Origin of the sequence: Nesterenkonia cremea, assembly GCF_014642675.1 — a bacterium.
GTDB lineage: Bacteria > Actinomycetota > Actinomycetes > Actinomycetales > Micrococcaceae > Nesterenkonia > Nesterenkonia cremea.
Genome location: NZ_BMIS01000023.1, coordinates 1 through 17,778 on the forward strand (window position 1 = coordinate 1; position 17,778 = coordinate 17,778).

Sequence of the window (17,778 nt, forward strand, 5' to 3'; positions counted from 1 at the left end):
ATCCCGCCAGCAACCAGCTCCACGGCGGTCCGGCGAAACTCCTCGGTGTAGACGACTTTCGGCATGACTTCCATCCTTCCTGCTTTCTAAGCAGTCTTGAAGTCAACCGAACCTTCAGCAGACCCGACCTATCTTGAGGTCCTCAGGCAGGGCGTCTCATAGGGGCTTCCTCAACTGAAGCACTCAAGTATGCCCGGTTCTTTCCACGGCTCGGCACGAAACTCCCACCGAGGCGCTCTGGGAAAACGAGACCCACAGATTGTGCGAGAGCCACAAGCGGGTTGACCTTCCCTCAGCTGGAACGTGGAGAATTGACGAGTTGCCCGCCCCGAACCGTCGAGGACCGATGAGTACAAGCACATCCCTTCCCGCTTACGTCGATGCTCTGGTCATTGGCGGGGGCGCCGCTGGCCTCTCGGCTGCTACCTGGTTGGGTCGTTACCAGCGCCGCACCTTGGTGGCCGACGCCGGCCAGCACCGCAACCGGTTCGCAGATCAGGTTCACGGGTTGCTGGGCCGGGACCCGATCAGCCCCAGGGAGTTGCTGAACCAGGCCCGCGCCGACCTGGCCCAATACCACCAGGTGAGCGTCTACGAGGCAACGGTAAGCGCCCTGGAGCCTACCGGCCAGGGCCGGTTCCAGGCCACGATCGACGGCGCCAAGGTTATCGCCGATCGGGTGGTGCTAGCCACCGGGGTCCGCGACCAGTGGCCGCCAATCGCGGGCGTCGATGCGCACTGCGGCGTCGATGTGCATCACTGTCCAGCCTGCGACGGGTACAAGGCACGCGGGGGCACCGTTGTCGTCCTAGGTGCTGGCGAACACGTGCCCGCCTACGCTGCCGAGCTGCTGGATTGGGCCGAGACCGTGCGCATCGTCACCAACCCCACCGATAGGGCCTTCGACGAAGCCCAGAGGGCCACATTGGCCGAGCACGGCATCAGCGTCGTGGAGGGGGTGGCCCAGGCGCTGATCGGGCTTCCGGGAGCCCTGGAGGGGTTGCGCTTGAAAGACGGGACTGTCGTGGAGGCACAGAAAGTGTTCTTCTCCTACTCCCATCACCCCACCAATGACCTCGCCCTCCAGCTGGAGTGTGAACTCGATGATCACGGGCAGATCGCCGTGGACGGATACCAGCTGACCAGCGTCGATGGCGTCTACGCCGCCGGGGACATTACTCCCGGAATGCAGCTGGTCTCGGTGGCCATCGCTGAAGGGGCGGTCGCTGGGGTGGCGTGTGCGACGTCGATGCGTGGGCATCACACCAACGAGCACGCGCCTTCTCCGGCCCCTCCGACGAGGCGTTTCACCATGAACCGGTGACACCGTCTGCCACTGGACCCAGCGACATAGGTAGTTCGACCAGCCCCCAATCAGCGCCTGAGGAGAGGCGAGATTAACCTTCCCGCGGGCTGTAACATTCTTTGCAGGAGGACTTATGAAGATTGGCGAACTCGCCCGGCTGTCCGGCGTCACCACCAAGACGATCCGTTATTACGAGTCCATTGGGCTTTTGCCGGATCCGGTGCGCACCCCGTCGGGTTATCGGGACTTTGATGAGTCTTATGTCGATCGGTTGACTTTCATCCGCACCTCCCAGCGCTTGGGAATTACCTTGCATGAGGTTAAGGAGATGCTTCTGTTCCGGGAGCGGGGTGAGGCCCCATGCGCGTATGTGCGCAGCGTGCTGGATACCCAACTGGAAGGGATTGATCGGCGGATGCGTGAGCTTGAGTTTCTGCGGGAGCAGCTGACCGAGATTGTTTCAGAGGCGGACCCACTCCCTGCCGCCGCTGATAACTGCACCTGCCAGTTGATCGAGCACGCGCGGCAGAAAGCCAGTATCGCCCCTAGTGGTACGGACTAAGCCGAGACCATCTGCCGGCATGCATCGGCGGCCTTGCGGCAGGCCTCGGCACACTCGGTCATGCCGGTCCGCTCACATTCCTGCGCGCAACGCTCGCATGCGTCTGCGCATACCCGACAGAGTTCGGCGCTGAAGTCGCTGCCACGGGCGATCAACGGGATACAGGCCCGGCATAGATCGGCGCAGTCGACACACAGTGTGATGCACCGAGCCAGATCCTTATCCCCCTGCTCGACACACTCCTTGGCGCACGCGGTGCACTTGGCCAAGCAGTCGCTGAGGATATCGATGAGCTGTTTGGTGTGGTCTTCGATCATTGTCATGACGATTTTCCTTCCCAATAGTTAGCAGTCTTCTTATCGTGGACCTTCCCCCGGCTGGAACGTCAAGCTCCCGGGCCTACGAACCGTCTCATCATCCAATTTGACCTTCTAGTGGAGTGGAAGGTTTACGGTTGATGGCACCTACAAGGAGGTGTGTCGTGAGCACTTATACATTCCGTGTTGAAGAGATCCACTGTGGTGGCTGCGAGAAAGCGATCCGCAATGCGTTGACCCGTGTGAACGGGGTGCGAGACGTCACTGCGGATTCTGACACCAATCAGGTGACGGTGAGTTACCACCAGTCCCAGACCAGTATCGAAGAGATCGGTGAGCGCCTTGCCACCGCTGGCTATCCGGCCGTCAGCTGAGCTGGCGCGTGAGACTACCGAGGAGACGGGAACGAGCACTGTGACGAAAACGGAACAGGCAGAGCAGCTGTGGGCGGAGGAGCCCAGTCACCTGGCGGGACACGCCCGCATTCGAGCTCGGATCGCGGGTCTGCATTGTTCGTTGTGCACCGGAACGATCGAGAAGGCGCTGTGTCGTCAGTCCGGGGTGGACACGGTGGCGGTCAGTCTGACCCATGAACAGGCCCTGGTTGACTACGATCCGAAACTCACCGGTCCTGAGAAGATCCTGAAGACGCTGCGCGATATCGGCTATGACCTCTATGACCCGCGCAAGTTGCGGCCCTTCGAGGAGGAGGAAGCCGACCTCGTTCACGAGGGCAAGCGTCTGCTGGCCGCGATCGCGGCGAGTCTGGCCACCATCGCCCTGATCCTGGAGGTCTCTGGTCTCTGGTCGGTGCTGGTGCCAGCCTCGGTCGTGATCCTAATGGTGCCGGTCTCCTACGCAATCATGCGGCCCGCCGGCCGAGCCCTCGCCACCTTGGGTGCGGTGACGATGATCGCTCCGGCCGCATTGGCGTATACGGGCCGCCAGTCAGGGTGGGTTAGCGAGACAGCGGCGGCGTGGCTCACCGGCGCCCTAGCGCTGACGGTGGTGTTGGCCATCGCCCCCCATATCCTGCGCATGGCCTACCAGGCCGCCAGGCGGGGGATCCTCAACCAACACGTACTGCTGGAGATCGGTGCGCTTGGTGGCATCGTCGGCGGTGTGATCGGGTTGACAGAAGTCTTCCCTGATTACCCCACTGCGGCGTTCTTTGCTGTGACCGTGTTGGTGGCGAACTATCACATCTTCTCTGAATGGCTCTCCCTGCTGGTCAAGACCCGCTCCAGCCAAGCGGTGCGCAAGCTGCTGGAGTTACAACCCGATACCGCCAGTCTGGTCCAGGACGGCACTGAGAAAGAGGTGCCTGTCACCCAGATCACAGCCGGGGACCTGGTGCGCATCCGCCCCGGAGACCGGGTCCCGGTCGATGGCCGGGTCATCGAGGGTTACTCGACCCTGGATTTGTCCCTGGTCACTGGTGAACCCGTCCCGGCCGAACGCTCAGCTGGTGGAGAGGTGATCGGTGGGTCCATCAATGGGGCCGGCACTCTGTTGGTGGAGGCGACCCGGATCGGGTCCGAGAGCTTCCTGGCTCAAGTGGCCCGGCACGTTGAAGACTCGAGAGCGCTGAAGCCCGGGATCCTGCACCTGGTCGACCGGGTGCTGCGCATCTACACTCCCACCGTGCTGATCCTAGCTACTCTCGCGCTGCTCGGTTGGCTGCTAGGTTCCTGGGCATGGGCGGAGGAACCGGATGTGCGACGGGCAGTGTTCGCCGGCATCGGTGTGCTCATCATGGGTTATCCCTGCGCGATGGGGATCGCCGCCCCGCTGGCCATCGTCCGGGCGGCCGGGGAGGCCGCCGACCAGGGAATCATCATGCGCACCGGAGAAGCATTCCAAACCTTCGGCCAGATCCGCACCATCGTGCTGGATAAGACCGGCACCCTCACTGAAGGCAAACCTGCTGTCCGCGAGATCCAATCCCACACCGACGAGGCAGACCTGCTCACCACCGCCGCCGCGGCCGAAGAGCCCTCCGAACACCCACTAGCCCGAGCTATCGTCACTGCTGCCACTATCCGAGGTCTGACCCTGCCAGCGGTCCAGGACTTCCACTCGGTCACCGGCTTCGGCGTCACCGCCACCGTCGACGGTCGCGCCGTGTTGGTCGGCCGGCCAGGCTTTCTGGTCGATCGCGGCATCGACCTGACCCCCCTCGGCCCCGCCATCCAACGCTTAGAGGCCATCGGACGCACGGTGGTGGCCGTCGCCGCCGACCGCGACTTACTGGGAATCATCGCCCTGGGCGATGAGATCCGCCCCGAGACGGTCGAGGCCGTGCAGCAGCTACAGGCAGCGGGCATCACCCCCGTGTTAGCAACTGGCGACAACCTCCCAGCGGCGAAGCACGTCGCCGCGCAGGTCGGCATCGAAGACATCCGAGCCGGGCTGCTGCCTGAGGACAAAGCCGACCTCGTACGCGAGCTCCAGACCGAGGGGGCCCGGGTCGCGATGGTCGGTGACGGCATCAACGACGCCCCTGCCCTGATGCAATCCGACGTGGGCATCGCCATGGGCAGCGGCACCGACATCGCAGTGGAATCCGCCGATGTCGTCATCGTCCGCGACGACCTCCGCGCGATCCTCACCGCACGCCAAACCAGCCTCTCCAGCTACCGCCGCACCAAGCAGAACGTCGCCCTGGCGTTTCTCTTCAACGGCACCGGGATCCTCGTGGCCACCACCGGGTTGGTCTACCCAGTCTGGGCAATGATCGCCATGGCCCTGTCCGTGACCACCATCTTCATCAACTCCCTCGGCGGCAGACCACGGCTACTCTTCGAAGCCATCGGCAGTGTCGGACGCTCCCGCGAAGACACAAAACCTGACGTGGTGGACACGCGCCCAACCTGACCAACCTGAATGTCATGTTCAGGGGCCCCCTTCACGAAACGGCAGCCAGGTGGCCGAGTCCTGTGCCAGTTGCCCAACCCCTTTCGGATACCAGGGCCGCCAATTTCCGTTTAGGAAAGGCGGCCACTTATTGCTGCGACTCACACCGTAGTGGGCGTGTCGACAGTGTGACTGTTAGCGGGAGATGGCGGGGAATCGCAGTTTCGCTTGGCGGCTCCGGGTGCTTCTGTTCTTGCCCGGTGGGCCGTCGTCAGTTCTGGATCTCGGTCCACAGGGCGCGGACGCGGTCGTCGATCTGGTCGACGATTTCGCGGATTCGTTCCGGTGTCTCCTCGGCGGGGTCGGCCAGTTCCCAGTCCAGGTAGCGTTTGCCGGGGTAGATGGGGCAGGCGTCGCCGCAGCCCATGGTGATGACGTAGTCGGCTGCGCGGACGACGTCGTCGGTCAGTGGTTTGGGGAAGGCTCCGGACAGGTCGATGTGGCGTTCGGCCAGCGCGTCGATCACCAGGGGGTGGACCTCGGATCCGGGCAGCGAGCCGGCCGAGCGGACCTCGACCCGGTCGCCGGCGTAGTGGGCCAGCAGGGCGCTGGCGATCTGGGAGCGTCCGACGTTGTGCACGCAGACGAACAGCACCTGCGGGACGGTTGTCTCGATTGTGCCCTGTGCCAGGGCGAGAGCGCGGAGGCGGTCGGCGGCGAACCGTTCGGCGAGGATCGCCAGGTGGTCGCGGATTCTCGCGGTCCGCGACAGGGTGGTGTAGGACTCGAAGACGTAGCGCTCGATGGTCTCCGGGGAGAAGATTCCCTCGTACTTGCGGGCGAGGTCATCGGCTGTGTGTTGGAGGACTTGGGTGTCGAGCGGCGGGGTGTCGGCGGCCATGGCCTGGTCCTTTCAGGAGCAGCAGGAGGAGGTGGGTGCGACGCCGATGGTCACCGGGAGTGGCCCGGCTGGCACGTCGCAGTATCCGCCGAGGTCTGTGGTGCAGACGCCGGTCTCGGGCAGTTCGAGGTGGACGGTGTCGGCGGCGACCCGGTCACCTGCCAGTGCTGCGGCGATGGAGCGGACCTGTTCGTAGCCGGTGGCCATGAGGAACGTCGGTGCGCGGCCGTAGCTCTTCATGCCGACGATGTAGAACCCGGGCTCGGGGTGGGCCAGCACGCGTTCGCCGTGTGGTTCGACGCTGCCGCAGGAGTGGAACTCCGGGTCGATGAGCGGGCCGAGCTTCTGGGGTGCATCGACGGTCGGGTCGAGGTCGAGGCGCAGCTCGGTCAGCATCGACAGGTCGGGGCGGAAGCCGGTGGCCGGGACGAGGACGTCCACGGTGAGCTTCTCGGCGCCGCTGGGTCCTGCGGCCTGGACGTGCAGCTGCTCGCCGTGAGTTTCGAAGCCGGTGATCACGAACGAGGTGTGGACATCGATTCGGCCGGATTCGACCAGGTCCCGGAGGCGGGTGCCCAGGGCGCCGCGGGCGGCGAGTTCGTCGCGGTCTTCGCCGCCGTAGGCGCGGGAGGCGTCCGCTGACCGGACGGCCCAGCTGATCCGGGTCGCGGGGTTGTCGTCGGCGAGCTCGGCGAGGTCGAGCAGCGTGTTGGCCGCGGAGTGGCCGGCGCCGACGACGAGGACGTGGCGCCCGGCGAACCGGTCACGGTCGACACCGGTGACGGCGGGCAGGGGCTGGGTGATGAGGCCGCGGGCTGTCGCCTCGGCTTCTCCGGGGGCGGGCAGGCCGGACCGGCCGAGTGGGTTGGGCTGGTGCCAGGTGCCCGAGGCGTCGATGACGCTGCGCGCCAACACGTCCTCGGACGATCCGTCGGAGGAGGCGATGCGGACGAGGAACGGGGTGGTCTCCCTGCCGGTGCTGCGGGTCTTGTCGATCCCTTCCCGGGAGACCGCGATGACGCGGGCGTCGGTGCGGACGACGTCGCCCAGTGCCGCTGCCAGCGGGGTCAGGTAGTCGGTGATCAGCTCGTGACCGGTGGGCAGGACTTCCGGGTTCGGGGCCTGCCAGCCATCTGCCTCGAGGAGGCGGCGGGCGGCTTCGTCGATGTTGTAGCGCCACGGTGAGAACAGGCGGGTGTGGCCCCAGTCGCGGATCGCGGCGCCGCTGGTGCTGCCGGCCTCCAGCACCAGCGGGGTCAGGCCGCGTTCGCGCAGGTGGGCGGCGGTGGCCAGCCCGACGGGGCCGGCGCCGATGACGACGACCGGCAGACTCTCGGTGTGGTTGGTGGTGTCAGCCATGGCTGGTCTCCTGAAGGACGGGGGCGGTTGCCGGTTCGGTGGCGGCGAGGAAGCGTTCGGCGTCTAGGGCGGCGGCGCACCCGGTGCCGGCGGCGGTGATGGCCTGCCGGTAGCGGTGGTCGACCGCGTCGCCGCAGGCGAAGACGCCGGGCAGGTTGGTGGCGGTGGTCGGGGCGTCGACGACGATGTAGCCGTCCGGGTCGAGTTCCAGCTGGCCCTTGACGAGTTCGGTGCGGGGCAGGTGCTCGATGGCGACGAAGATCCCGGTGGCATCCAGCTGGCTGGTGTTGCCGGTGAGTGAGTCGGTCACGCTCACGCCGGTGACCTTTTCGTCTCCGTGGATGGCGGTGATCTGGCTGTTGTACAGGAAGCGGATCTTCTCGTTCTGTTGTGCCCGCTGGGCCATAATCTTCGATGCGCGCAGGGTGTCGCGCCGGACCACCACGGTCACGGTCGCGGCGAACCGGGTCAGGAACAGTGCCTCCTCCATGGCCGAGTCCCCACCGCCGACGACGATGATGTGCTGGTCGCGGAAGAAGAACCCGTCGCAGGTGGCGCACCAGGACACGCCGTGCCCGGTGAGCCGCTTCTCATCGGCCAGTCCCAGCTCCTTGTACGCCGAACCCGTGGCGACGATGACGGCCGGTGCTCGGTAGGTGGCACCGGACAGGGTCGTGACCTCTTTCAGGGGCCCGGTCAGGTCGACGGCGGAAGCGTCGTCGTACTCGATGCGGGCCCCGAAGTTTGCGGCCTGCTCGCTGAGTCCCATCATGAGTTCCGGGCCCTGGATGCCGCCGGGGAATCCGGGGAAGTTCTCGACGTCGGTGGTGTTCATCAAGGCGCCGCCGTGGGTGACGGATCCGGCGATCACGCGCGGGGACAGCCCGGCGCGTGCCGCGTAGATCGCGGCGGTATAACCTGCGGGGCCGGACCCGATGATGATCAGCTCATCCGTTTGGGTGCTGGTGGTCGTCATGGTGTCAGCGCCTCACTTCGCGCCGGTCGATGCTGGCAGCAGCTCGGAGACGAGCTGCTCGATGCGGGCCTTGATGTCATCGCGGATCGGGCGGACCGCCTCGATGCCCTGGCCTGCGGGGTCTGCGAGGTCCCAGTCCTCGTAGCGCTTGCCCGGGAAGATCGGGCACGCGTCCCCGCAGCCCATGGTGATGACGACGTCGGAGGCCTTGACGGCGTCGGTGGTGAGGATCTTCGGGGAGGCAGAGGTGATGTCGATGCCGTCTTCTGCCATCGCCTCGACGGCGACCGGGTTGATCTGGTCGGCGGGTTCCGAGCCTGCCGAGCGGACCTCGATCCGGCCGCCCGACAGTTCGGTGAGGTAGCCGGCGGCCATCTGGGAGCGGCCGGCGTTGTGGACGCACACGAACAGCACGCTGGGCTTGGTCGTGGTGGTGTTGGGGGCAGCGGTCATAGGACCATCCAATCCGGGAGTGGGTATTCAGTCGTTGAGAAGTGCGGAGTGCAGAGCCTGGACGCGGGTGTCGATGTCGTCGCGGACCAGGCGCATCCGTTCGATGCCCTCGATGCCGCGCTCCGAGGGCTCATCGGTGTTCCAGGTCTCGATCGTGGCGGTCATACCGTCGACGGGTTCGACGTGTGCTTCCTCGCCGAGGACGATGACCCGGTCGACCCGGCGCAGCAGGTCCGGGTCGATCGGCTTGGGCGATTCTCCGGACATGTCTGCGCCCACCTCGGCGACCACGTCGGCGGACAGGGCGTTGAGGGAGGTACCGGGCTTGGTGCCGGCCGAGTGCACCTCAACCGCGTCGCCGGCATGGTAGCGCATCAGCGCGGCGGCCATCTGGGACTTGCCGCCGTTCTTGACGCAGACGAAGAGGACGCTGGGCCTTTTCGGTTCAGAGGTGCTGGTCATGCTCGGACTCCAGAGGTTCTGCGTGCGGGGACAGTCGGGTCGTTGGGGAACAGCTTGGGACCGGCCCAGAGAGCGACGTAGACGAGACCGACGAGGACGGGGACTTCGATGAGCGGGCCGACGACACCGGCCAGCGCCTGCCCCGAGGTGATCCCGAATGCGCCGATCGACACCGCAATCGCGAGCTCGAAGTTGTTGCCCGACGCGGTGAAGGCCACGCTGGTCGACTTCGCGTAGTTCAGTCCGACGGCTCTGGAGGCGAGCAGGCTGATGATGAACATGAGCACGAAGTACAGCAGCAGCGGCACCGCCATCCGGGCCACATCCAAGGGCTGCGAGGTGATCGCCTCACCCTGCATGGCGAACAGCAGCACGATGGTGAACAGCAGTCCGTAGAGCGCCCAGGGACCGATCCTCGGCAGGAACGTCTCCTCGTACCACTGCCGGCCCTTGGCTCTCTCACCAAGCACGCGGGTGAGGAAGCCCGCCAGCAGCGGAATGCCGAGGAAGACGAGCACCGATGCCACGATCGCCCACACGGAGAACTGCGCCGAAGTCGTCTCCAGTCCCAACCACGAGGGCAGCACCTGCAGATAGAACCAGCCCAGCGCACCGAAGGCCACGACCTGGAAGACGGAGTTGATCGCCACCAGCACGGCGGCGGCTTCACGGTCTCCGCAGGCGAGATCGTTCCAGATGAACACCATCGCGATGCAGCGGGCCAGGCCCACGATGATCAGCCCGGTCCGGAACTCCGGCAGATCGGGCAGGAACACCCAGGCCAGCGTGAACATGAAGGCCGGACCTATGACCCAGTTGAGGAACAGCGACAGAGCCAGCAGCTTCCGATCACCGGTCACCCGGTGCATCTCGTCGTAGCGAACCTTCGCCAGCACCGGATACATCATGACCAGCAGACCGATCGCGATCGGCACGGAGATCCCGCCGACCTTCACAGAGTCCAAGGCCGTGTCGAGCCCGGGCACGAAACGCCCCAGCAGCAGACCCACGGCCATTGCCGCCAGGATCCAGACCGCCAGCCAGCGGTCCAGGAAGGACATCTCCTTCGTCACCGGCACCGCGTTCTGCGCAGCCGTCGTTGCAGTGGTGTTCATCGGCACTAAGCTCCTTGTATCGATGGATGTCTATGGAACACACTAAGCGCATGCATCGATGGGCGTCAATGTATGATGGGGTGATGGCAACCGCATTCGAAACCGTGAAACTGCTCACCCCCCATGCCAACGACTGCTGTCCGCTGGCGGTCGCACCGCTGGGCGCGGACCAGGCCGAACAGATGGCCAGAAAGCTCAAAGCGCTGTCCGACCCGACCCGGCTGCGGGTGCTGTCGCATGTAGCCGCGCAGGGATGCGACGCGGTGTGCGCCTGCGACCTGACCGAGACGCTCGACATCAGCCAGCCGACGATCAGCCACCACCTCAAGAAGCTTGTCGAGGCGGGCCTCCTGACGCGTGAGCAGCGCGGCAAGTGGGCGCACTACACCGTGGTGCGCGAAGCGTTCGCCGAGCTGCGCCAGTTCCTCGCCCTGGACTGATGACCGCACTCGGGGCAGTCAGTCGCGCGGTGGAGGTGAGAGATCGAGCCGATGTTGCCGTGATCGGTGGCGGACAGGCCGGCCTGGCGGTCGGCTACTACCTGCGCCGTGCCGGATTGTCCTTCGTGATTCTCGATGACCAGGACGCCCCTGGTGGGGCCTGGAGGCACGTGTGGCCCTCGCTGCGGCTGTTCTCGCCGGCAGAATACTCATCCCTGCCCGGCCGGCTGATGCCGAGAACCTCCGGCGGTAACCCCGACGCCGATCACGTGATCCGGTATCTGGCCGACTACGAGGAGCGGTATTCACTCCCAGTCGTGCGGCCGGTGCGAGTCGCCCAGGTCATCCCAACCAGCGAGGGATTCCAGCTGCTCACCGATGCCGGGCAGTGGCGGGCGCGTGCCGTCGTCAACACGACGGGCACATGGTCGCAGCCCTTCTGGCCAACCGTGCCGGGGCAGAGGAGCTTCCGCGGGAGTCAGATGCACAGTGCCGACTACCGCGGACCAGGCAAGTTCAAGGGCCAATCCGTCCTCGTCGTCGGCGGAGCGAACTCAGCCGCACAGATCGCAGCCGATCTCGCCCGCGCCGCGACGGTGACCTGGTGCCTGCGCGGTGCGCCGCGCTATCTGCCCGACGACGTCGACGGGCGCGAGCTCTTCCGGGTGGCCAGCCAGCGGGTGCGCGCACTGGCCGCCGGGGAACCGGACTCCGGCGGCGTCGCGAACTTGGGCGACATCGTTGCCGTCCCACCCGTGAAGAAGGCACGGGATGCAGGGCTGCTGATCCCTCACCCGATGTTCGAACGCTTCACCCGCGACGGCGTGATCTGGAACGACGGCAGCACACGCCGAGTCGACGCGGTGATCTGGGCCACCGGCTTCAGACCGGCGCTGCGCCATCTGCGGGCACACGACCTCCGGGAGTCAGACGGGACGATCAGGCTCGACGGAACGGCGTCACCCCGGATCCCGGGGCTCTATTTCGCAGGCTACGGAGACTGGACCGGTCCGGGATCGGCCACCCTCGTCGGTGTCGGATCCACCGCGAAAGCCACGGTCGGCGCCATCGCCGGCGATCTTGAGTCCGCCACGACTGCTGCGGCCATCTCTGCACGAGCACGGTGAGTACCATCAGCGCATGGAGATGATGTGCGCGGACTGCGGATGCGCGGTCAGGCGGGGCGTGATCGTGCGCGCCTGTGAGCAGTATCCGGATTGCTGCTGTCAGGATCTGGCCGTCGCGGGCGACCATGGCACTGCGCGCGATGCATGACGCTCTTCGCCACGAGTGACCATATTGTGGTCGGCCGCACCCAGGGCGATCCTGCTCGTCTCAAGCAGAAGCCGTCCGGGTTCCGGGCAGGCTGAGCTGGGATGCATGAAAGTCGAAATGCCGGATCGGGTAGGCGTACACGTCCATCGGGTGCCGTTGCTGCCCCGTCGCGCCTCGGAGCCGCTCGCGCGGTGCAGGGCAGGCAGCCTCTAACTCGGCACAGTTGCGGCTGTATCCATCTCTGATCGCGGTTCGATCCATGATCGTCACCCTCAGCAGGTGGGGGCTTCCTCCGGCCTGCTTATCTCACCGACAACGCGGTCAGGCTGCGGCTGTAGCAGTAACGACCGTTTTCGCTACAAGACATCGCGCCACCGGCGCATCGTCTGTGGATCGCCGCGGTAAATGGCGGTCTTCTCGCACCGCTATCTGTCGCTTGTCTCGATCGACAGCACTGGGGTTATGTGAGGGACGTGAAGGCGCACTCAGACTGACAGGGTGCTGAACTGTCTGGGCAGGTCGCCACGTGGTCGATCGAACTCACCAGCACGGCACGAAGCTCTTCCAAGTTGCGGATACTGTCTTCCACCTCCCGCAGCCGCTCAGTGAGCACTGGGTGCAGGGCATCTCGAGTATTGGTGCAGGTGCCCGTTTCGGTGACCTCGAGAAGCCACTTGATCTGCTCAAGGTCCATATCCATCTTCTTGGCCACCCTGATGAAGCGCAGACGCTCCAGCGCCTCGGGGCCGTATTCGCGGTATCCATTGATGGACCGGGTCGAACTGATCAAGCCGAGCTGTTCGTAGTACCGCAGGGCCGTCGCTGGAACCCCACTATGCGCGGTGACCTCAGAGATACGCATATCTACACCCTTCCACGGAGGCGGAGTGTCATCGGTCGCTGCTCGTCGCGGGAACCTGTTCGGCCGGGTCTGGCTTGTCCCGGTGGCGAATGATCTGACTCAGTGCCGCCAAGATCGGGAGCTCGATCAAAGGCCCTACCACCAGGGCCACGGCGATCAGTGGCCGGTCGGGGAACGCGGCGACTGCGATGCCCAGCGCAATGGGCGAGTTCCTGGCTGTGGTCACCATCGTCAGAGCCACTCGTTGGGGTCCCGTCAGGCGCAACAGCCGAGAAACCCCGGTGGCGACCAGCGGAAGGATGATGAAGAACGCCAGCAGCGGAGGCAGCAACAGCAGCATCTCGGCGCCGCTCTCAGCAACCACCGGCGCCTGCCAGGCGAACATCGCGAAGACCGCCACACACAGCAGCGGCATCACCACACGATTCGCCCACCGGTTGACGTGCTCCTCCCTCCAATGCTCGCCCTTGAGCCGGGTGCTGACCCAGCGCAGCGTGAACGCGACCACCAGCGGGGTCAGAAGCATCAACAGCACGGCCTCCAACAGGGTGGCTGTATCGACCATCGCAGCTTCACCGCCGAGCAGCATCACGTAGACCGGCAACAGCAACAGCTGGAGCACCAGGTTGATCGGCAACAGGGCGGCAGCGATCCCCGCGTGCCCACGAGCCATTGCGGTGAAGATCAGGTACCAATCGGTGCACGGGGTGACCAGTAACAGCAACAGTCCGATTCGCAGGTCAGGCTGCGCACCGAGTAGTCCAAGACCCAAGGCCCAGGCGAGAAGCGGGGTGAAGGCGTAGTTCAGCACCAGACTGACCCCGACAAGTCCCTTAGCCTTGCCCACGTCTTTGAGGTGCGAGGCATCGAGCTGCATAAAGACAGCGATGAGCATCACCAGTAGGGCTGGGATCACGAGATGCTCGCCGTTGGCGCCTAATGGGCTGGCGAGACCGACGCCTAATCCAGCCAGTGCCGCCACGGCGACGAACACGCTTTGAAGACGCTCAGCCCAAGTCATCTGTTGGTCCTCTCCATCGGCAGCTGTGACAGGACCATTCCGGCAGCTGGGTTCAGCGGCAGGGGGGCCTGCATCCCCACGGTAAACCTTCAAGTCAGCTAGAAGGTCAAGACGAGTTTCGGTCCCTCCGGCTAGACCCCACATCCTCAGCTCCATGGACCTCGACTCAATCCTTACCGCGAGCCCGTCGCCGGCAGTCTGGCCATCGACCACGATGCTGGCCATTGGAGCGGGACCTGCTCACGGTCCAATGATCCCCAGAGCTCTCATGCGCCTGGCAACCTATCCGATGGCCATCTGAAAACTGTCGGTACATGTTCGGCCTGCTCTCTCACTGCTGCTGGGCTTGGGGCTGCTGAGCCCTGAGGTTCTTTCAAGCCGTAGCCGGGCCTCGCGCAGGTGACCTGAGCGTTGTGGGGGCCTCCCTCGGGCCTCGCTGTGTTCAACCTCCAGGGGCTCCCACCGTGCCGGCCCGCATCGTGGGGTTTGTCTTGATCTTTGGTCAGAGCATCGATCCCAGGTCAGACGCGATGGAAGGATATACCGCCGGCGAGGATCTTAGCTCCCGCGCCGTCAGCCCGTACTTCATGGCCAGGCTGATCGTGTTCACCAACTCTGCATAACCATGTCCGAACAGATGCGCCCCCACGATGAGATCAGTCGATCGGTCGACGAGAATCTTGGCTGCCCCGGCTGTTTCGCCGACCCGATACTGGGAAAACCACCGACTGGTGTCGGTATACCTGACGTCGATATCCATACCGCGCGACCGGGCTTCATTCTCCAACGCCCCTACCCTGACAAGCTCCGGGATCGTGAAGACCGCCGTCGGAGTCGCCGCGTAGTCAGGTACAGCATTCCCTGACTTCAAGATGTTTGATGCTGCGACTTTCGCCTCCACCACAGCTACCGGGGTAAGCGGCATCCCCTGGGTGTCAGCAGCATCACCGGCGGCATACACGGCTGAGTTCGTAACCGACTGCAGATCAGCTGTCACGTCGATGCCTCGTGGGCCATACGCCACGCCGCCGGCCTCAAGATCAAGCCGGGACAGATCGGGGAGACGTCCTGCTCCATGAACGACAAGGTCCACTTCGATCATCGCTGCGACGCCCTGCTGTTCAAGATGCACCTGATACCCGGCGGGCACTTTCTCCACGCCGGTGATGCTGGTGCCCGATTGGACATCCACGCCAGCCTGGGTGCCGCGTCGGATCAGCAGGTCCACCAGATCGGGGTCGAAACTCTTCAGCGGCCGCGGACCACGGTCGATGATGATCGGGCGGGACCCGGCTCGTGCCGCGATGTGAGCGAACTCGAAGGACACGAACCCGCCCCCGACAAAGAGGACCCGCGGAGGAAGGCTCTCGAGGTTCAAGAACGCGGTGCTGTCGATCAGGTGCTCGTGGCCAGGGAAATCAAGCGGGGCAGGTGTGGCGCCGGTCGCGATCAGGATCTTTGGTGCGTGATAGCCCACACCGGAGACCTCAACCTCTGTCGGGCCGGTGAACACCGCGGTGCCGTGGAGTGTCTGCACCCCGTGCGCTTTGAGATCGTCTTCCATACTGGTGGGCACCCCATCGGTGAAGCCGTGCTTGTGCTTCATCAGCTGCGCCCAGTTCACCGACAAGCCACCTTCATCGATGCCCTTATCCCCCATGAGATGTGCCGCATCCAGGATCTCAGCTCCCCGGCGCAGAATTTTCTTCGGGTCACACCCCCGCAAGGCGCAGGTGCCACCATAGGGAAGCGAGTCCACGATGGCCACACGCCAACCCTGGGATGCGCACTTGGTCGCTGCCGCGATCCCAGCCATGCCGGCCCCAATGACTATCAGGTCGTACTTCTCATGCTCCTCGTACTTCTTCGTCATATCTACACCTTCTCTGAAGCGCCGCGACCGTCACGCAGCGGGGTGAATGGATCCTCGACACTCAGGATTTATCTCGGCGTGGACTCAGCGGCTGCTGCTGCGGAGCGCAGCTGCTCCATGGTGGGGGCGCCGGCGATTCCCTCAGGAGTCATATACCTGCGACACGACAAGCCCACCGCCGAAGAGGCCTCCGAGAACCTGTCGAAACCATCGATCAGGACGCTGGGGGAACCGTGAAAACCCAGCCGCTGAGCCTGAGCGTCACTCTCTACCAGCTGTGTGCTCAGACTGATGTCGGGCCTCTCAGCGCACAGCCTGACAAGCCGCTCATGGGCGATCTTCCAATTGGGGCATCCCTCGAAGTACTGCAGCACGATTTCCATGACCTGACCATAAACCTTGCAGTCAGGTACAAGGTCAAGTCATATTGGAAGGGTGCTTATCGGAGAACTCAGTTCCATCACAGGTATCGGACGTCAGACGATTCGCTTCTATGAGCGTCAGGGCCTCTTGCCGGAACCAGTGCGAACGGGTGGCGGGTACCGTCGTTATGACGATCAGGCCATCGCACGGCTGCGGTTTATCCGTGCCGCCCAGGCTGCCGGTCTCAGCCTGAGTGAGGTGCTGGAGGCGATTGAGCTTCGGGGCACAGGCCAGATCCCTTGTGCGCACGTCTCCGGTCTCCTCGAGCAGAAGCTCGCCGATGTCCGAGCCCGCCAGGTTGACCTTGAGGCGCTGGCGGCTGATCTCGAGCAGACCCTTCTGGCAAGCCAGAATCTGGACCCGGCAGATTGTGGAGACGCTGAGGTCTGCCACATCGTGACACCTTCCTAGCGACAGTTGGGATAGGGCTGCTGCACGGTCAGAGGAGCTCTTCGGTGGTATCTCCCCATCGGTGGTGCGCAGGATCCTCCAAGGTCCACCTGCGCTCGTGGCCAGCCGACACCTAAGCCCGGAACCGCGGCGGTGATCATCGCTGGGGCAGCGGCTCAGCGCGGAGGCCGACGGGAAGTGCTCCACCCCAATATCTAACCCCGAGTTGAACGGGCCCAATCCATCCGCGCGTACCGCACGTAAGACGGTCGCTCACCGTGTACTGCCCCACCCTTAGATCAGCCCATATAGACGCTGGCCCAGATTGCCCGTGTACCCCTCCCGATTTAAAGCCCGGTGAACGCCCTATATCTGCCACACTCAAGTCCCGCCCCGACTCGAGGACGAGTCCCGCTAGCCCCTAACCGAGACGCTACATCCGCAATACGTGAGGTAGAGGTCCACCGCTTTAGACTCAGGCACATGGAGATCAAACTTGAGCACGGGACTTGGATGAGGGGAGCGCCACTAGCCGATGGGGAAGGTGGTTTCGGGAAAGTATTCGAGGCCACTGCGACGGATGGATCACCAGCCGTCGCCAAGTTCGTGGACAAGATGCCTGGGGCCCACCGCGAGCTCCTCATCGGCGATTCGCTTCGGGCCGAGCAGTTCCGCAATGTAGTCCCGATACTTGACCAAGGAGAACATGAAGGCTCATGGGTCCTCGTGATGCCGCGCGCGGATAAATCGTTGGCTCAACACCTACACCAGGCCGATGGTCCACTTGATCTCACGGAAACACTCTCGATTCTGTCCGATATCGCTACTGCCCTATCCGACATCGGCACCGCCGTAGTCCACCGTGATTTGAAACCCGAGAATGTCCTGTACCTGAAGGGCCGGTGGTGCCTAGCTGATTTTGGTATCGCGAGGTACGCCGAAGCTGTAACAGCGGCCGATACCCGAAAATATAACCTCACCTTTCCCTATGGAGCACCAGAACTATGGAGACATGAGCACGCAACGAGTGCAACCGACGTCTACGCCTTCGGGGTCATAGGGGGCTGATGCAGGAACTGGTGACAGGTTGGGTTTCCTGTTCAGGCCGCTAATGTCAGCGCCTGTGTGAGCAGTTTCTCCTCGTAGGCGATGGGGGTCAACTTCCCCAGTCCCTTCTGCTTCCTTCT

General features: G+C 64.4%; 18 protein-coding genes. 8 read left to right on the plus strand and 10 right to left on the minus strand.

What is annotated here, in order from left to right; all coding sequences use genetic code 11:
- Positions 1–346 precede the first annotated feature (346 nt).
- Both IEW85_RS13895 and IEW85_RS13900 read left to right on the plus strand, forming a co-directional pair.
- A complete protein-coding gene (locus IEW85_RS13895; RefSeq protein ID WP_168887293.1) occupies positions 347–1,324 on the plus strand; it encodes an NAD(P)/FAD-dependent oxidoreductase in 978 nt (325 codons plus the stop codon).
- Between the two features lie 115 nt (positions 1,325–1,439).
- Complete coding sequence (locus IEW85_RS13900; RefSeq protein ID WP_168887294.1) at positions 1,440–1,868, plus strand: heavy metal-responsive transcriptional regulator; 429 nt, start codon at positions 1,440–1,442, stop codon at positions 1,866–1,868.
- Here the strand turns inward: IEW85_RS13900 and IEW85_RS13905 are convergent.
- Positions 1,865–2,191: a four-helix bundle copper-binding protein gene (locus tag IEW85_RS13905; RefSeq protein WP_211090502.1), complete on the minus strand. Its 327-nt coding sequence runs from the start codon at positions 2,189–2,191 to the stop codon at positions 1,865–1,867. The two genes, IEW85_RS13900 and IEW85_RS13905, sit on opposite strands and share 4 nt — an antisense overlap.
- Before the next feature lie 158 nt (positions 2,192–2,349).
- Here IEW85_RS13905 and IEW85_RS13910 point away from each other — a divergent pair, with 158 nt between their 5' ends.
- Both IEW85_RS13910 and IEW85_RS13915 read left to right on the plus strand, forming a co-directional pair.
- Entirely contained in the window at positions 2,350–2,559 is a 210-nt protein-coding gene (locus IEW85_RS13910; RefSeq protein ID WP_211090503.1) for a heavy-metal-associated domain-containing protein, read from the plus strand.
- A 40-nt stretch (positions 2,560–2,599) separates the two neighbouring features.
- Positions 2,600–5,062, plus strand: coding sequence for a heavy metal translocating P-type ATPase (locus IEW85_RS13915; RefSeq protein ID WP_168887296.1), 2,463 nt, complete (start codon positions 2,600–2,602; stop codon positions 5,060–5,062).
- Positions 5,063–5,312: 250 nt separating this feature from the next.
- Here IEW85_RS13915 and IEW85_RS13920 read toward each other — a convergent pair whose 3' ends face one another.
- The 6 genes from IEW85_RS13920 to arsB are packed head-to-tail and all read right to left on the minus strand — an operon-like array spanning position 5,313 to position 10,307.
- The gene (locus IEW85_RS13920; protein WP_168887297.1) at positions 5,313–5,942 is read right to left on the minus strand and encodes an arsenate reductase ArsC; all 630 of its coding nucleotides are present in this window, start codon (positions 5,940–5,942) and stop codon (positions 5,313–5,315) included.
- 12 nt (positions 5,943–5,954) lie between these two features.
- Positions 5,955–7,301: an FAD-dependent oxidoreductase gene (locus IEW85_RS13925; protein WP_188686986.1), complete on the minus strand. Its 1,347-nt coding sequence runs from the start codon at positions 7,299–7,301 to the stop codon at positions 5,955–5,957.
- Complete coding sequence (gene trxB, locus IEW85_RS13930) at positions 7,294–8,277, minus strand: thioredoxin-disulfide reductase (protein ID WP_188686990.1); 984 nt, start codon at positions 8,275–8,277, stop codon at positions 7,294–7,296. Before trxB ends, IEW85_RS13925 begins: the two co-directional genes overlap by 8 nt.
- Positions 8,278–8,289: 12 nt before the next feature.
- On the minus strand, positions 8,290–8,730 hold the full coding sequence (locus tag IEW85_RS14530; protein ID WP_211090504.1) for an arsenate reductase ArsC: 441 nt from the start codon (positions 8,728–8,730) through the stop codon (positions 8,290–8,292).
- 27 nt (positions 8,731–8,757) lie between these two features.
- Positions 8,758–9,192 (minus strand): arsenate-mycothiol transferase ArsC, encoded by a 435-nt coding sequence (locus IEW85_RS14535; RefSeq protein ID WP_211090505.1) that lies wholly within the window; start codon positions 9,190–9,192, stop codon positions 8,758–8,760.
- Positions 9,189–10,307, minus strand: a complete 1,119-nt coding sequence (gene arsB, locus IEW85_RS13940) for an ACR3 family arsenite efflux transporter (protein WP_168887300.1) — start codon at positions 10,305–10,307, stop codon at positions 9,189–9,191. Before arsB ends, IEW85_RS14535 begins: the two co-directional genes overlap by 4 nt.
- Before the next feature lie 83 nt (positions 10,308–10,390).
- Here arsB and IEW85_RS13945 point away from each other — a divergent pair, with 83 nt between their 5' ends.
- Entirely contained in the window at positions 10,391–10,747 is a 357-nt protein-coding gene (locus IEW85_RS13945; protein ID WP_229503377.1) for an ArsR/SmtB family transcription factor, read from the plus strand.
- Positions 10,747–11,874 carry an ArsO family NAD(P)H-dependent flavin-containing monooxygenase gene (locus IEW85_RS13950; protein WP_168887353.1) on the plus strand — a complete coding sequence of 376 codons (1,128 nt, stop codon included), beginning with the start codon at positions 10,747–10,749 and terminating at the stop codon, positions 11,872–11,874. The genes IEW85_RS13945 and IEW85_RS13950 overlap by 1 nt, the downstream gene beginning before the upstream one ends.
- A gap of 608 nt (positions 11,875–12,482) precedes the next feature.
- Here the strand turns inward: IEW85_RS13950 and IEW85_RS13955 are convergent.
- The 3 genes from IEW85_RS13955 to IEW85_RS13965 all read right to left on the minus strand — a co-directional run bounded on the left by IEW85_RS13955 (position 12,483) and on the right by IEW85_RS13965 (position 15,778).
- On the minus strand, positions 12,483–12,884 hold the full coding sequence (locus tag IEW85_RS13955) for a MerR family transcriptional regulator (RefSeq protein WP_168887305.1): 402 nt from the start codon (positions 12,882–12,884) through the stop codon (positions 12,483–12,485).
- A gap of 28 nt (positions 12,885–12,912) precedes the next feature.
- Positions 12,913–13,905, minus strand: a complete 993-nt coding sequence (locus IEW85_RS13960; RefSeq protein ID WP_188686993.1) for an arsenic resistance protein — start codon at positions 13,903–13,905, stop codon at positions 12,913–12,915.
- 502 nt (positions 13,906–14,407) lie between these two features.
- Positions 14,408–15,778 (minus strand): dihydrolipoyl dehydrogenase family protein, encoded by a 1,371-nt coding sequence (locus tag IEW85_RS13965; protein ID WP_168887307.1) that lies wholly within the window; start codon positions 15,776–15,778, stop codon positions 14,408–14,410.
- Between the two features lie 435 nt (positions 15,779–16,213).
- On the opposite strand from IEW85_RS13965, the gene IEW85_RS13970 reads away from it, so the two are divergent.
- Together IEW85_RS13970 and IEW85_RS13975 are read left to right on the plus strand one after the other, a co-directional pair.
- Positions 16,214–16,612 (plus strand): heavy metal-responsive transcriptional regulator, encoded by a 399-nt coding sequence (locus IEW85_RS13970; protein WP_188686996.1) that lies wholly within the window; start codon positions 16,214–16,216, stop codon positions 16,610–16,612.
- A gap of 462 nt (positions 16,613–17,074) precedes the next feature.
- A complete protein-coding gene (locus IEW85_RS13975; RefSeq protein ID WP_229659061.1) occupies positions 17,075–17,659 on the plus strand; it encodes a protein kinase domain-containing protein in 585 nt (194 codons plus the stop codon).
- Positions 17,660–17,778 lie beyond the last annotated feature (119 nt).

Bases quoted from the DNA above. Each gene is read 5' to 3' on its own strand.
- IEW85_RS13895 (WP_168887293.1), top strand. From the start codon at position 347: ATGAGTACAAGCACATCCCTTCCCGCTTACGTCGATGCTCTGGTCATT.
- IEW85_RS13900 (WP_168887294.1), top strand. From the start codon at position 1,440: ATGAAGATTGGCGAACTCGCCCGGCTGTCCGGCGTCACCACCAAGACG.
- IEW85_RS13905 (WP_211090502.1), bottom strand. From the start codon at position 2,191: ATGACAATGATCGAAGACCACACCAAACAGCTCATCGATATCCTCAGC.
- IEW85_RS13920 (WP_168887297.1), bottom strand. From the start codon at position 5,942: ATGGCCGCCGACACCCCGCCGCTCGACACCCAAGTCCTCCAACACACA.
- IEW85_RS13925 (WP_188686986.1), bottom strand. From the start codon at position 7,301: ATGGCTGACACCACCAACCACACCGAGAGTCTGCCGGTCGTCGTCATC.
- trxB (WP_188686990.1), bottom strand. From the start codon at position 8,277: ATGACGACCACCAGCACCCAAACGGATGAGCTGATCATCATCGGGTCC.
- IEW85_RS14530 (WP_211090504.1), bottom strand. From the start codon at position 8,730: ATGACCGCTGCCCCCAACACCACCACGACCAAGCCCAGCGTGCTGTTC.
- IEW85_RS14535 (WP_211090505.1), bottom strand. From the start codon at position 9,192: ATGACCAGCACCTCTGAACCGAAAAGGCCCAGCGTCCTCTTCGTCTGC.
- arsB (WP_168887300.1), bottom strand. From the start codon at position 10,307: ATGAACACCACTGCAACGACGGCTGCGCAGAACGCGGTGCCGGTGACG.
- IEW85_RS13945 (WP_229503377.1), top strand. From the start codon at position 10,391: ATGGCAACCGCATTCGAAACCGTGAAACTGCTCACCCCCCATGCCAAC.
- IEW85_RS13950 (WP_168887353.1), top strand. From the start codon at position 10,747: ATGACCGCACTCGGGGCAGTCAGTCGCGCGGTGGAGGTGAGAGATCGA.
- IEW85_RS13955 (WP_168887305.1), bottom strand. From the start codon at position 12,884: ATGCGTATCTCTGAGGTCACCGCGCATAGTGGGGTTCCAGCGACGGCC.
- IEW85_RS13960 (WP_188686993.1), bottom strand. From the start codon at position 13,905: ATGACTTGGGCTGAGCGTCTTCAAAGCGTGTTCGTCGCCGTGGCGGCA.
- IEW85_RS13965 (WP_168887307.1), bottom strand. From the start codon at position 15,778: ATGACGAAGAAGTACGAGGAGCATGAGAAGTACGACCTGATAGTCATT.
- IEW85_RS13975 (WP_229659061.1), top strand. From the start codon at position 17,075: ATGGAGATCAAACTTGAGCACGGGACTTGGATGAGGGGAGCGCCACTA.